Annotated in this window: 10 protein-coding genes; 7 read left to right on the top strand and 3 right to left on the bottom strand. The window is 61.8% G+C overall.

Translation table 11 applies throughout. From position 1 onward, the window contains the following. Positions 1-11: 11 nt before the first annotated feature. The 3 genes from ade to H9Q75_RS07200 all read left to right on the top strand — a co-directional run bounded on the left by ade (position 12) and on the right by H9Q75_RS07200 (position 5,614). A complete protein-coding gene (gene ade / locus H9Q75_RS07210) occupies positions 12-1,772 on the top strand; it encodes an adenine deaminase (RefSeq protein ID WP_186565617.1) in 1,761 nt (586 codons plus the stop codon). Between the two features lie 13 nt (positions 1,773-1,785). Then, positions 1,786-3,156: an amidohydrolase gene (locus tag H9Q75_RS07205; protein ID WP_186565615.1), complete on the top strand. Its 1,371-nt coding sequence runs from the start codon at positions 1,786-1,788 to the stop codon at positions 3,154-3,156. Positions 3,157-3,304: 148 nt separating this feature from the next. Continuing rightward, positions 3,305-5,614 carry an S-layer homology domain-containing protein gene (locus tag H9Q75_RS07200; protein WP_186565613.1) on the top strand — a complete coding sequence of 770 codons (2,310 nt, stop codon included), beginning with the start codon at positions 3,305-3,307 and terminating at the stop codon, positions 5,612-5,614. A gap of 97 nt (positions 5,615-5,711) precedes the next feature. Here H9Q75_RS07200 and H9Q75_RS07195 read toward each other — a convergent pair whose 3' ends face one another. Then, entirely contained in the window at positions 5,712-6,200 is a 489-nt protein-coding gene (locus tag H9Q75_RS07195) for a hypothetical protein (RefSeq protein WP_341480924.1), read from the bottom strand. Between the two features lie 169 nt (positions 6,201-6,369). On the opposite strand from H9Q75_RS07195, the gene proS reads away from it, so the two are divergent. Next, positions 6,370-7,809: a proline--tRNA ligase gene (gene proS, locus H9Q75_RS07190; protein WP_186565611.1), complete on the top strand. Its 1,440-nt coding sequence runs from the start codon at positions 6,370-6,372 to the stop codon at positions 7,807-7,809. A gap of 55 nt (positions 7,810-7,864) precedes the next feature. On the opposite strand, the gene H9Q75_RS07185 is transcribed toward proS, so the two are convergent. After that, the gene (locus tag H9Q75_RS07185; protein ID WP_207720800.1) at positions 7,865-9,427 is read right to left on the bottom strand and encodes an extracellular catalytic domain type 1 short-chain-length polyhydroxyalkanoate depolymerase; all 1,563 of its coding nucleotides are present in this window, start codon (positions 9,425-9,427) and stop codon (positions 7,865-7,867) included. Positions 9,428-9,590: 163 nt separating this feature from the next. After that, the gene (locus H9Q75_RS07180) at positions 9,591-10,127 is read right to left on the bottom strand and encodes a TlpA family protein disulfide reductase (RefSeq protein ID WP_186565609.1); all 537 of its coding nucleotides are present in this window, start codon (positions 10,125-10,127) and stop codon (positions 9,591-9,593) included. A 369-nt stretch (positions 10,128-10,496) separates the two neighbouring features. On the opposite strand from H9Q75_RS07180, the gene aroF reads away from it, so the two are divergent. The 3 genes from aroF to H9Q75_RS07165 are packed head-to-tail and all read left to right on the top strand — an operon-like array spanning position 10,497 to position 13,918. Beyond that, a complete protein-coding gene (aroF, locus tag H9Q75_RS07175) occupies positions 10,497-11,516 on the top strand; it encodes a 3-deoxy-7-phosphoheptulonate synthase (protein WP_186565607.1) in 1,020 nt (339 codons plus the stop codon). Between the two features lie 57 nt (positions 11,517-11,573). Then, positions 11,574-12,635 (top strand): 3-dehydroquinate synthase, encoded by a 1,062-nt coding sequence (gene aroB, locus H9Q75_RS07170; protein ID WP_186565605.1) that lies wholly within the window; start codon positions 11,574-11,576, stop codon positions 12,633-12,635. Positions 12,636-12,652: 17 nt separating this feature from the next. Continuing rightward, a complete protein-coding gene (locus H9Q75_RS07165) occupies positions 12,653-13,918 on the top strand; it encodes a 3-phosphoshikimate 1-carboxyvinyltransferase (protein WP_186565603.1) in 1,266 nt (421 codons plus the stop codon). Positions 13,919-13,921 lie beyond the last annotated feature (3 nt).

Here is a 13,921-nt window from a genome sequence, read left to right as displayed (position 1 = left end):
GAGAAAACGCTATGATGGATAACAGGCTCATCGCAGTGGCGCTGGGGAAGGAACCGGCCGACCTGGTCATCCGCAACGGCCAGCTGGTCAACGTCCACACCGCCGAGGTCTACCAAGCCGACGTGGCCGTCGCCGGAGACCGTATCGCCGCCGTGGGCGAACTGCCCGAGGGGGTGGTCGGCCCGGACACCAAGGTCATCGACGCGGCCGGAAAATACCTGGCCCCCGGCTTTATCGACGCTCACATCCACATTGAGAGCAGCATGCTCACCTACACCGAATTCGCCAAGATGGTGGTCAAGCACGGCACCACCGCCGTGGCCAGCGACCTGATGGAGATCACCATTGTCTCCGGGGTGGAGGGCATGAAGGAAGTGCTTGACGAGTCTGAGCACACCCCGGTGAAGCTCTACTACCCCGTCCCCGCCTTTATGGAGGAGAATGGCCTGCAGACCACCGGCTCCACCCTCCACGCCGAGATGATGGACGAGCTGATCCAGCTGCCCCAGGCGGTGGGCCTGGCCGAGGTGCTGGCGCCCCCCATCCTGGCGGGCAGCCCCGCCTCCGCCCACATGCTGGAGCTGGCAAAGAAGTACCACAAGACCGCTGAGGGCCACGCCCCCGCCATGTACGACGGCCCCCTGAACGCCTATGCCTCCACCGGCGTCAACTCCGACCACGAGTCCACCAACCAGGAAGAGGCCCTCCAGAAGCTGCGCGCCGGCCTGCGGGTACTCATGCGGGAGGGCTCCGCCTCCGCCGACCTGCGCCCCTGCCTGAAAATCCTCACCGAGAACAAGGTGGACGCCCGCCACTGCTCCATGGTTTCAGACGACATCGACGCCCTGCACATCAAGGACTGCGGCCACCTGGATCACAAGGTGCGCATCGCCGTGGCCGAGGGCGTGGACCCGGTGACCGCCATCCAGATGGTCACCCTCAACCCCGCCGAGAGCTTCCGCATCGACGGGGAATGCGGGTCCATCGCCCCGGGCAAGTACGCCGACGTGGTGCTCCTCTCCTCCCTGGAGAAGTGTGCCGTGGAGCAAGTGGTGTCCAAGGGCGAGCTGATCGTGGACGGCGGCAAGCTCACCCGCGAGCTGCCAGAGCCCAAGTACAGCGGCCGCCTGCGGGGCACCGTGCACCTGCCCGCCGTGACCGGGGATGACCTGGTACTCAAGGTGGATCCCTCTGCCAAGTCCGCCAAGGTCCACGTGATCGGCGCCTCCCCTGTGTCCCTGCTCACCGAGGACCTGATCGTGGACCTGCCCGTGTCCGGCGGCGTGGTGCAGCCCGACGTGGAAAACGACATTCTGCGCATCGCCTGTGTGGAGCGCTACGGCAAGAACGGCTCCATCGGCAAGGCATTTATCAAGAATTTCGGCCTGAAGTCCGGCGCCATCGCCATCTCCGTGGGCCATGACCACCACAACGTCAGCGTGGTGGGGATTGACCCGGCGGACATGGCCCTGGCGGTCAGCCGCATCCAGGAGCTTCAGGGCGGCTTGGTGTTCGTGGACGGTGGCAAGGTGGTTGAGGAGATCGCCCTGCCCATCTGCGGCCTGCTGGCCGACGAGGAGGGCGAGGTGGTGGCAGAGAAGCTGCGCGCCCTCATCGCCGCCATGGCCCAGCGGGGCTGCACCGTGCCCTCCCCCAACGTGACCCTGTCCTTCATTACCCTGATCTTCATTCCCGCGCTGGCCATCTCCGACCAGGGGCTCTTTGACGTGGCCAGCTTCCAGATCATCGACCCAGTGGTCGAACTCAACTGAGGAGGAGAAGTACATGGCACAGACCTATCTGAAAAACGGCTACGTCCTGTCCATGGACGCAAACGATACCGTATACGACGGCGGCGGCGTGCTGGTAGAGGACGACAAGATCGTGGCCGTGGGCAAGGTGGATCCCGCCCTGGTGAAGCCCGACGCTGAGGTCATCGAACTGAACGGCAAGTACGTCCTGCCCGGCTTTGTCAACACCCACGTCCACACCTCCCAGCAGATCAGCCGGGGGGTGGGTGACGATGTGGACTTCATCACCTGGCTCCACGACCGGATGTGGCCCTATGAGAGCAACATGACCGAGGAGGACTCCTACGTCTCCACCCTGATGACCTCCCTGGAGCTCATCCGCTCCGGCGTCACCTCCTTTGCCGAGCCCGGCGGACAGTTCGTCTCCGGCATGGCCCGGGCCACCAAGGAGTCCGGCCTGCGGGGCAAGCTGGCCAAGTCCGTCATGGACTGCGGCGAGGGCCTGCCCAAGATCTGGCAGCGCACCATGGAGCAGGAGCTGGAGCAGCAGGTGGTCGACCTGGAGAAGTACCACAACACCGCTGACGGCCGCGTCCAGGTGTGGTTCGGCCTGCGTACCATCTTCAACAACACCGACGAGCTGTGCGTGCGCACCAAGGAGCTGGCCGACAAGTACGGCGTTGGCATCCACATGCACGTGGCCGAGGCCAAGGAGGAGAAGGAGTACACCTACGCCCGTTGGGGTGAGGGTACCGTCAAGCACCTGGAGAACCTGGGTGTGCTGGACAAGAACCTGCTGGCCGTCCACACCGTGTGGCTCAACGACGAAGAGCTGGAGCTCTTTAAGAAGCGGGACGTGAAGGTGTCCCACAACCCCGCCTCCGCCATGCGGGTGCTGGGCTTCGCCCGCATCCCCAAGATGCTGAACATGGGCATCTGCGTGTCCATCGGCACCGACGGCGCTTCTTCCTCCAACCACATGGACATGGTGGATGAGATGTGGCTCACCTCCCTGATCCACAAGGGCTGGCGGCTGGATCCCACCGTGGTGCCCGCTCAGGACATCCTGCGGATGGCCACCAAGTGGGGCGCCCGGGCTCTGATGGACGAGAAGCTGTACGGCTCCCTGGAGGCTGGCAAGAAGGCCGACCTGATCGTCATTGACCCCCACGGCCCCTCCATGATGCCGGTGAACGACAAGATCGCCGCTCTGGTCACCGCCATGCACTCTGCCAATGTGCAGTCCACCATGTGCGACGGCAAGTGGCTCATGCGGGATCGGAAGATTCTGGTGCTGGACGAGGAGGCCATCCTCAAGGAGGCCTGCGAGCGTGGCGCGGCCATCTACGACCGGGCCGGCATCAAGCTGCCCGACCGCTTCCCCGTGGTCAAGGTGGAGCAGTAATCCGCTTTCAAGGCCGCACGGCACTGCCGTGCGGCCTTTTTGCCTTTTTGACCGGGGCCAGACACAATTCCTGTTGCTTTTTGCCTGGAATACCAGTATAATTTAAGCGAGTTATGGAAACCAATTTACGCGAATGGAGGCACCTTTTATGAGAGGCAAGCGATTTGCGGCACTGGCACTGACGCTGGCGATGGCCCTGTCCCTGCTGACGGTCTCGGCGTCGGCCGTCACCTTCAGCGACATCACCAGGCACTGGGCAAAATCCGACATTGAGACGCTGGCCACCGACGGCGTGGTCAATGGTGTGGGCGACAACAAATTTGCGCCCGACCGGAAGATGACGGCCTGTGAGGCCCTGCTCTTCTGCTCCCGTACCACGGGGGTGTCCTCCGGCGATAAGGCCAAGATTGCCGAGGCCTGGGCGGAGGAACTGAAGACTCTGCTGCCCGAGGATATGTATTCCTGGGCATGTAAGGAGATGGCGGTCTGTCTGGAGACGGGGATCATCTCTGCCACGGAGCTGGCCGCCCTGAATGAGTCAGGCGCCCTGAAAAAGACTATTACCCGGGAGAATCTGACCATGTACCTGGTGCGCGCCATGCAGCTGGACGCTCTGGCCAAGAATCTGACCACCTATCCCCTGACCTTTGCGGATGCGGACGCCGTCTCCGCCGCCATGCAGCCCTATGTATATCTGCTGAATATGTACGGCGTGGTCAAGGGCAACGAGAGCAACCAATTTATGCCCCAGGGCACCCTCAGCCGGGCGGAGATGACCACCATGCTTCGCCGGACGATTGATTTTATGGACGAGCGGGGCATCTATGCCGAGCTGCCCGCCTACACCTCCTACGACTGGACAGGCGGCACCATCGCAGCCGTTACCACCAGCAGCAGCGGCATTATCCTGCTGACTCTGGACAATGCGATGAGCGGCGCGCTCTCCGTGTCCCTGCCCGCGGACGTGGAGATCTATGAGAGCAACATGCTGGCCGACAGTGACGCCCTTAAGGTCGGAAAATACGCCAGAGTCAATCTCAACAGCAAGGGCGCGGCCGAGTCGGTCCGGCTGGGCGGCACGCTGCAGTCTTACACCGGGAGCGTCACGGACATCAGGGAGGATGCCCTGGCGATCAGCGTCAACGGAACGTCCAAGCGGTGGGAGATTGACCGCTTTACCCAGGTTCAGGTGGGCAAGACGGTAGGGGACGCCAGCCTGATCGACGTGGAGGCGGGCTACACCACGGCCGTGTGTCAGGTGGATGAGCTGGGCCATCTGGCCGCGGTGCAGCTGACCGGCGGCACCCGGGCGGAAGAGGGAATTCTGGTGAGTGTTACTTCGGCCAGCGGGGGACAGACCATTCAGGTCGCTTCCTTTAATGGCGTGACCACCCGCTATACGGTGCCTGCCGGCGCAGGTATTACCGTCAACGGCCTGGTAGGCACGCTTCAGACCAGTCATGCCGGCGACTATGTGAGCCTGCGTGTATCCAACGACGACAGCAGCAAGGTTTATTCCATGAATGTGGACACCGTCACGCAGTATGTGCAGGGGTCTGTGCGTTCTTACACAACCGCGAAGGCCACCAATACCCTGGTGCTGGAGGACCTGACCAGCGGAAGGAGCACCACCTATAACCTGCTCTCCAGCGCGGTGATTCGGTTTAACGGGGAGACCATTGCCCTGTCCAAGCTGGAGAAGAACACCTTTGCAACGCTGCGGCTTTCCTCTGGAGAAATTGCGCTGGTGGACGCCTATCCTGGCTCCACCACTGCGCAGGGCACCATTGAAAGCATCACCTATGCTTCGCCCACCCTGCTCTATGTGCGTCAGGCGGACAACAGCGTGCTGTCCTATGAGCTGCCGCTGGACAACCTGCCCACCATCTACCGGGACGGAAAGACAAGTTCCGTTGATAAGCTCAAGAGCGGCGATACGGTGGAGGTAACAGTCCGCTACAACCAGGTGAGCCAGATTGAGGCCACCTCCCAGAGCGCCAATGTCACCGGGACCATCACAAAAGTGGTGCAGGACAGCAGCACAGGCGTAACCCTGGAACTGATGCTTATCACCGGGGAGAGCGTTACTTACACCGTCTCCGAGGGAGTGTCGGTCACCCAGGAGGGCACCGTGAGCAACGTGTGGGCCCTGCGGGTCAACGATAAGGTGGGGCTGGTGGTCAGCGGTGGAGAGGTGATCTCCATTGAGGTCTCCAAGTCCTCTGCCTCCGGCACGGTCCTTACCGGCACGGTCTTTACCAAGAATACTACGGAAAGGACCCTGATGATTTTGCTCAGCGACGGGAATGTGGTGACTGTGGACGTCTCTTCCGCGAGCTTTGTGGACGCGGCGGGCGGCTCCCTCTCCCTGAGCAGACTGTCCGGCGACGACGCTGTGACAGTGTACGGCAGCTACTCGGGGGCCAAGTTTAAGGCCACTCTGGTGGTGCGCACATGATCGGTCCGGCGGTTGGACAGATGACAGAGAACCGGAACAGACCGGGGGGCAGATGCACGGCATCTGCCCCCCGGTTTTTGGGGCCGAACACCCTGCGTCAGGGCTGGAAAGACCAGCGCTCCATAAGCCGCTCCGGCGGCACCCCCAGCATCAGCAGGGCACCGGCGGCGGCCAGCACCGGCAAGGGAGAGACCTGGGGCGGCAGGGCGAGAACAAGCTCCTGCCGGTCTACCACTGCGCCCTCCAGGGTGACCAGCTCTCGCTGGAGGGACAGGCAGAGCTGATCTCCCTCCAGACTGGAGAGGGTAAGCGTGTCTTTGGGGGAGGTGCCATAGCTGACGGCATATTCCCCCCGAAGCAGTTGGGAAAGAGGGCCGGCCCGCCCCGGCAGCAGGACCGAGCGGCAGTCCACCGCCCCGGCCCCGGCCCATCCCGCGGCCCCGGGGGAGACCACCAGCAGATCCAGGGGCTGCGACGCAAGTTCCGCCGGATGGCGCCCGCCGATCAGTTTCAGGTCGATTCCGTCCGCTCCGGCGGCTACGGCGGAGAGAATGCCTTCCCCTCGCTCCCAGATACCCACACACACCAACAAAAAGCACCACCTTACAATGCCAGTTTGTGCGCAACCTGGCATTTTATGCAGGATAGGGGCAAAGGCCGAGCGGCAGCCCTTGACTTTTGCCCCATGAATGCATAAAATACTTCTGTTATACCGTCAAAGAAACAAAACCAGAGGAAAAGGATTGAGATACCATATGGCACAGGATAAGAAGCAGGTGGAGCAGATCACCGATATGGAAGTGGACTTTGCCCAGTGGTTCACCGACGTATGCAAAAAGGCGGAGCTGATCGACTACTCCAGCATCAAGGGCATGTTTATTTACCGCCCCTACGGCTACGCGATTTGGGAGAACATTCAGCGCATTATGGACGCCGCGTTTAAAAAGACCGGCCATGAGAACGTGTATCTGCCCATGCTCATCCCTGAGTCCCTGCTCCAGAAGGAGAAGGACCATGTGGAGGGCTTCGCCCCTGAGTGCGCCTGGGTGACCTATGGCGGCAGCGACAAGCTGGAGGAGCGCTACTGCATCCGTCCCACCTCTGAGACCCTGTTCTGCGAGCACTATAAAAGTGTGATCCACTCCCACCGGGACCTGCCCAAGCTGTACAACCAGTGGTGCTCTGTCCTGCGCTGGGAAAAGACCTCCCGCCCCTTCCTGCGCCACCGGGAGTTCCTGTGGCAGGAGGGCCATACCATGCACGCCACCGCCGAGGAGGCGCGGGAAGAGACCCAGCGCATGCTCAGCATTTATGCGGATTTTATGGAGAATGTGCTGGCCATGCCTGTGGTCAAGGGCCAAAAGACGGAGAAGGAGAAGTTCAACGGCGCGGAGGAGACCTATACCGTGGAGTGCATGATGCACGACAAGAAGGCGCTCCAGGCCGGCACCAGCCATTACTTTGGGGACGGCTTTGCCAGGGCCTTTGACATCACCTTTACCGGGAAGGACAACCAGCTTCACTATCCCCACCAGACCTCCTGGGGCGTGTCCACCCGCATGATCGGCGGCATCATCATGACCCATGGGGACAACAACGGCCTGGTGCTGCCCCCCCGTGTGGCCCCCATCCAGGTGATTGTGATCCCCGTGGCCCAGCACAAGGAGGGCGTGCTGGAGGCCAACCGCGCCGTGCTGGAGCGGCTGTGCGCCGCCGGCTTCCGGGTGAAGATGGACGATTCTGAGCAGTCCCCGGGCTGGAAGTTCGCGGAATATGAGATGAAGGGCGTGCCCCTGCGCCTGGAGCTGGGACCCAAGGACATGGAGAAGAACCAATGTGTCCTGGTACGCCGGGACTCCGGGGAGAAGAGCTTTGTCTCCCTGGACGGCATTGAGGAGACCGTGGCCCGCATGCTGGATGCCATTCATGACGGGCTGTATGCAAAGGCCAAGAAGAATCTGGAGGAGCACACCTATCCCGCCTTCTCTCTGGAGGAGGCCAAGGCCATTCAGCAGGAAAAGGGCGGCTTTATCAAGACCATGTGGTGCGGCGAGCTGGAGTGTGAGCTGAAGATGAAGGAGGAGGCGGGGATGTCCTCCCGATGCATTCCCTTCGCACAGGAGCACCTTGGGGACGTGTGTCCCATCTGCGGAAAGCCCGCCAGGCACATGATCTACTGGGGCGTGGCTTATTAATATATGAAAATCAAAAACCGTCCCCCTGCATTGGCAGGGGGACGGTTTTTGATTTTCATTCCGGCTTTACATCGGTCCAGGTGCTGGAGCCTGTTACCCGATAAAGAGGGAATGGGGTGTTGTAGCCGTATTTGACGCCCATGGCGTTATACTGGGTGACGTTGAGCCGACCTGCCACATAGTGCTCTGTGGCGGTCGCGGTAATGGTCTCGTATTGGGGCTCTGGATCGGGGTCGGGGGTCGGAGTTGGATCAGGCTCCGGGTCTGGGTCGGGATCAGGATCTGGGTCGGGATCCGGGTCTGGGTCGGGATCAGGATCTGGGTCGGGATCCGGGTCTGGGTCGGGATCAGGATCTGGGTCGGGATCCGGGTCTGGATTGGGGTCGGGGTTCACGTCGGTCCAGACAGAGGAGCCTTCCACCAGATAAAGGGTGAATGGAGTGGTAAAGCCATACTTGAGGCCAAGCGTGTTATAGCCTGTGGCATCCAGCCGTCCGGCCAGATAGTGTTCGGTCGCAGTGGCAGTTACGCTTTGGTACTGCGGAACCGGATCAGGATCAGGATCGGGGTCCGGGGTGGGCGTGGGATCAGGATCGGGATCAGGATCCGGGTCTGTTACGCCGGCGGCGGCCTGGAAGAAGGCCCAGGTAATGGCGCTCTGGTTCGGACCATTGGGATCGGTGTAGCTGCCCGCCGTGCTGCCGCCGGACCAGGCATGCCCCATGGAGGTCACCAAATACTTCTGAACGCAGACCTGACCTTCGGAGTCCAGATAGGTGGTAACCGTATAGGCCCGGCCTCCGCTTACCTGGCCCTGCTGCGTGGAGGCCGGACTGGAGCTGATGGAGCCGTCCTTTTTACCGTTATCGGCATAGTCGTTGGTGGTGAGCCACTGGGTAACCAGCTGCTCCGCATTTTTAGGCACCACGGTGGCGTCGCTGGAGCCGTGGAAGATCAGGGTGGGTACGACCCGCGCATTGCTCCCCATGGCCTGATAGGCCGCCTGGCCGCAGTTTACCGGATCGGCGCCGCCGCTGCTCATGGCGGTAAAGGCGCCCATCATGCTGGTAGCCGCTTTGTACTCCAAGCCGGAGCCTACGGAGATCGCCTGAAACACATCGGGGTAGGTAGCGCCCAGAATGGCTGTCATAGCGCCGCCTGCGGAGAGACCGGTGACAAAGACCTGTTCGTCATCAATGTGGTAGCTTCCCTTCACCTGGTCCACCATGCCCACGATGATGGCGGGCTCTCCGGAGCCGCGGCTTTGATTGGAGGTCTCAAAGAAGTTCCAGCATTTGTTTTGATTGCGGGCGGAGGACTGCTGGGGGTAGAGCACCAGAAAGCCCTCCTGCTCGGCCAGAGCGTTCATCTGCGTGCCTGCGGCAAATTGATCCGCGTCCTGGGTGCAGCCGTGGAGCATTACCACCAGGGGTGCCGCCTTGCTGGAGGAATAGCTGCTGGGAACATAGAGCTTGTAAGTAAGACCGCCGGAGGAGTGCTGTGTAAAGGTGCCGGCCGCCGCCGCCTTCGGTGCCAGAGCGGAAACAGCAAAAGCAAAGACCATGATGACCGCCAGGGCGGCCGCGGTGATGGATCTGCGGAAATGAGTTCTGCTCAATTTCGTTCCTCCTTTTCTGATGGGACCATACGGTTGATTTCTTCCGTATGCGGGGACACGATCCTCCTTCCTCACTGATTATGTAACGGGCGGCGCCTGTCTCCCACGGCGGATGCGCCACCCCGTCCATTCCATTTCTGGAGGAAGCCGATGCGCCCTCCGGCTATGTAAAATACCGGTCCCGCAGCAGCAGGGATTCCACTTCGCGGCGCAGTTCCGCCTCGGTGATGATGTCGTCATACCGCTTGATGATGGTTCCGTTCCGGTCGATCAAAAGCGTACAGGGGATGAAAAAGAGGCCATAGGCCTCTGCGGCCTCACCCTTTTCATCGAAGAGGACGGTCTGAAAATCCATTCCCGTACGGTCCAGATATGCGACCGCGGCCTCCCGGCTCTCCTTTACTCCACTGGTGGAGTTCACCATAAGGAAGGTTACATCGGCTTCATCGTACTCGGAGGCTACCTGGTACACGGCGGGCAGCTCCTCCCGGCAATCAGGGCACCAGCTGGCCCAGAAGGTCACCACCACGGGGCTTTCCCCTTCGTAATCGGAGAGGCGGACGGTCTCTCCGCTGAGTGCGGGCAGCGTGAAATCCGCCGCCTGCACAGCCGGTGGACGAAGCGCGTAAAGCGCAGCCGCGGCAGCCAGGATGACTGCCGCGACCACAGCCGCCAGGATTCGTTTCCTTGAGTTCGTCATTGGCGAGCCCCTCCCTTTATTATAATTTTGTCGTTTGAATCATTATAAGCCGGTGAAGAAGGGGAAATTTGCAGAAAAATGTCGCCTGGAGCTGTAAATTGCGCTTGCATTTTCGAGAGGAGAAGGGTACAATAAGGCCAATATAATTTGTGGGGTGTACCATGAGACGTTTTTCCCTCACAACTGCATCCTTCTTTTTTACCTTTGGCTGGGCTCGATTTATGGGCGCCGGCTATTTTGGGTTGGGGTAAACAGAGGGATGGAATGAATGATCGGGCCGAAGGGGGCCCAGCGTATCCGTATTTAGGGGGGGCGCTCATTGATTTCATCAATGGGCGCCCTTTTTGTTTTCAGAAAGGAAGATAAAATATGGTAGTAGTGATGAAACCTGGCACCCTGCAGAAGGATATCGACCAGCTGGTGGCAAAGCTCCAGGAGATGGACCTGTCTGTGGGCATTACCAACGGCGTGGGCTGCACCATCTTGGGCCTGGTGGGCGACACCACGGCGGTGGACATGGACAAAATTTCCATCAATCCGCATGTGGAGCGGGTGATGCGGGTCCAGGAGCCCTATAAGAAGGCCAACCGCAAATTCCACCCGGAGGATACCGTTGTGGAGGTGGGCGGCGTTCCCATCGGCGGTGGGAATTTTGCCGTCATCGCCGGCCCCTGCTCCGTGGAGAGCGAGGCGCAGATCTGCGCCGTGGCCGAGGACGTGAAGCGCTCCGGCGCGGCCATGCTCCGTGGCGGCGCCTTCAAGCCGCGCACCTCGCCCTACTCCTTCCAGGGCATGGGGTCCGCGGGCCTGGATCTGCTAATGGAGGCCCGGGAAAAGACGGGACTGCCCATTGTGACCGAGATTATGGACCCCCGCCTGGCCGACCTGTTTGAGCGGGAGGTGGACGTGGTGCAGGTAGGCGCCCGCAATATGCAGAACTTTGAACTGCTCAAAGAGGTGGGCAAGATGTCCAAGCCCGTCCTGCTCAAGCGGGGGTTGTCCAACACCTATGAGGAGTGGATTATGTCTGCCGAATACATCATGGCCGGGGGCAATGAAAACGTGATTTTGTGCGAGCGGGGCATCCGCACGTTTGAGACCTATACCCGAAACACCCTGGACGTGTCCGCCATTCCGGCGGTCAAGCGCATGAGCCACCTGCCCATTATTGTGGACCCCTCCCACTCTGCGGGCATGTACTGGATGGTGGAACCGCTGGCCATGGCGGCCATTGCCGCCGGCGCGGACGGACTGATCATCGAGGTGCACAACGACCCGCCCCACGCCAAATGCGACGGCCAGCAGTCCCTTACGCCGGAGAACTTCGACCGCCTGATGGGGAAAGTGGGCGCTCTGGTTGACCTGATGGGGAAGAAGCTGGTAAAATAAAAGACAAAAAGCCGCGGACCCTGCCGCGGCGAGCGCCGATGGAATGGAGGCCAAGGGATGAAACAGCTTACAGTCCGCCTGCCCGGGCGGGAATACGACATCCTGATTCAGCGGGGGATCCTGGACGACGCCGGGGCGCGGGTGAAGGCGGCCTGCCCCAAAGCGGTCCGCCTTTTTGTGGTGACCGACTCCACCGTGGGGCCGCTGTATCAAGACCGGGTCCGGAACAGCCTGACAGAGGCCGGATTCCGGACGGTATTCCACACAGTCCCGGCCGGGGAGGCCTCCAAATCGCCGGGGGAGCTGGCCCGGCTATGGGAGAGCATGATGGACTTCGGCCTGACCCGGACCGACGCGGTGGCCGCCCTGGGCGGCGGCGTGGTGGGGGACCTGGCGGGCTTTGCCGCCGCCACCATCCTGCGGGGGGTGGACTTTGTCCAGATTCCCACCACCCTTCTGGCCCAGGTGGACTCCTCCGTGGGGGGCAAGGTAGCCGTGGATCTGGAGCACGGCAAAAACCTGGCGGGCGCCTTTTGGCAGCCCCGCCTGGTGCTGATGGACCCCCAGGTCCTGGGCACGCTGGGGGACCGGACCTTTGCCGACGGCATGGCGGAGGTCATCAAATACGGCTGTATTTTGGATGCGGAGTTCTACACCTTTCTGGAGCAGCGCCCCTCCCGGGGAGAGATTATGGCGGATATCGAACACGTCTTGTATACCTGCTGCGATTTAAAACGCGGAGTTGTGACACAGGACGAGCGGGACACCGGGCTGCGGATGCTTCTCAACTTCGGCCACACCCTGGGTCACGCCTATGAGCTGGCGGGGCGCTACGAGACCTGGACCCACGGCCAGGCGGTGGCCGCCGGCATGGTAAAGGCCGCCCAGCTGGGGACCGCCCTGGGGATCACCCCCGCAGGGACGGCGGAGCGCATCGGCGCGCTTCTGGGATGCTTCGGCCTGCCCCTGTCCATCCCCTGCGCCCACAGGGACTATGCGGCCGCCGTGGGGTTGGACAAGAAGGGGGCGGGGGATTGCATTTCGCTGATTCTCTTGGAGCGTCTGGGCCGTGCCGTCCCCCACCCCATGGGGAAGAACGCCTTGATGGCCCTGTTGTAAAGGAATGTGACCAGAGTATGAATGTGACCATTACACCCACCCTGCTGAAGGGCGCCATCACGCCGCCCCCCTCCAAATCCCAGTCTCACCGGCTGATCATCGCCGCCGAGCTGGCCGGGGGAGGGAGCATTTCCAACCTGGCTGACTCCCAGGACATCCAGGCCACGCGGCGCTGCATGGCGGCCCTTCGGGAGAGCGGGGAGGAACTGCCCCTGCTGGACTGCGGGGAAAGCGGCTCCACCCTGCGCTTTCTCATACCCGTGGCTCTGGCGCTGCGGGGCGGCGGGCGGTTTACCGGACGGGGGCGGCTGATGGAGCGGCCCCAGAAGCCTTATTTTGACCTCTTTGCAGAAAAGGGCATCTTCTATGAGCAGAAGGACGGCGTGCTCACCGTCTCCGGACGGCTGATGCCCGGCAGGTACGCCCTGCGGGGGGATGTGTCCTCCCAGTTCATCACCGGTCTGCTCTATGCCCTGCCGTTGCTGGAGGGGGATTCGGAGATTGTGCTGACCACGCCTTTGGAGAGCCGGGACTATGTGTATCTCACCATCGACGTGCTGAAGCGCTTCGGTGTCGATGTGAGGCGCACTGGCGAGGGCTGGTATGTCCCCGGCGGACAGAGCTACCGGGCCTGCGATGCGGCGGTGGAGGCCGACTGGTCCCAGGCCGCCTTTTGGTATGCGGCCGCCGGCACCGGCAGCGATGTGGAAGTGACTGGCATGAACCTGAAGTCCGTCCAGGGGGACCGGGTGATCCTGGAGTGGGGGCGGATGATCAATAACGAGCCGTGGACCGACGGAATTACCGTGCTTGTATGGAAGGAAGTATCTGAGGAAGCGGCGCGGGAGAAGGCGGCACCGATCGCGCCAGATTCCAGAGCCTGTTCTGTCAGCCTGGACGTGTCCCAGGCCCCCGATCTGGTGCCACCCTTGGCGGCCTGGGGAGCGCTGATGAACGGGGCGCTCTATCTGGAAAATGCCGCCCGGCTGCGGATGAAGGAGAGCGACCGGCTGGCTGCCGTGGCCGATGTGCTGGGCACCTTGGGGGCGGAAGTCCACGAGGAGCCGGACCGGCTGGTCATCATTGGAAAACCCAATGGCTTGCCCGGCGGCGTGACAGTGGACAGCCACAACGACCACCGTATCGCCATGATGGCGGCCATTGCCGCCACCCGCTGCCAGGAGGCGGTGACGATTACCGGAGCGGAGTGCGTGGCCAAGTCCTACCCCAATTTCTGGGAGGATTATGAAGCGCTGGGCGGTGTGATCCGCCGGGAGGGATAACAT

Source organism: Lawsonibacter celer (assembly GCF_014281125.1).
GTDB lineage: Bacteria > Bacillota > Clostridia > Oscillospirales > Oscillospiraceae > Lawsonibacter_B > Lawsonibacter_B celer.
The sequence above is the reverse complement of the archived record's forward strand: the minus strand, read 5'-3'. Positions and strand labels throughout refer to the sequence as shown.

Bases quoted from the DNA above. Each gene is read 5' to 3' on its own strand.
- H9Q75_RS07200 (WP_186565613.1), top strand. From the start codon at position 3,305: ATGAGAGGCAAGCGATTTGCGGCACTGGCACTGACGCTGGCGATGGCC.
- H9Q75_RS07165 (WP_186565603.1), top strand. From the start codon at position 12,653: ATGAATGTGACCATTACACCCACCCTGCTGAAGGGCGCCATCACGCCG.
- ade (WP_186565617.1), top strand. From the start codon at position 12: ATGATGGATAACAGGCTCATCGCAGTGGCGCTGGGGAAGGAACCGGCC.
- H9Q75_RS07205 (WP_186565615.1), top strand. From the start codon at position 1,786: ATGGCACAGACCTATCTGAAAAACGGCTACGTCCTGTCCATGGACGCA.
- proS (WP_186565611.1), top strand. From the start codon at position 6,370: ATGGCACAGGATAAGAAGCAGGTGGAGCAGATCACCGATATGGAAGTG.
- aroB (WP_186565605.1), top strand. From the start codon at position 11,574: ATGAAACAGCTTACAGTCCGCCTGCCCGGGCGGGAATACGACATCCTG.
- H9Q75_RS07180 (WP_186565609.1), bottom strand. From the start codon at position 10,127: ATGACGAACTCAAGGAAACGAATCCTGGCGGCTGTGGTCGCGGCAGTC.
- aroF (WP_186565607.1), top strand. From the start codon at position 10,497: ATGGTAGTAGTGATGAAACCTGGCACCCTGCAGAAGGATATCGACCAG.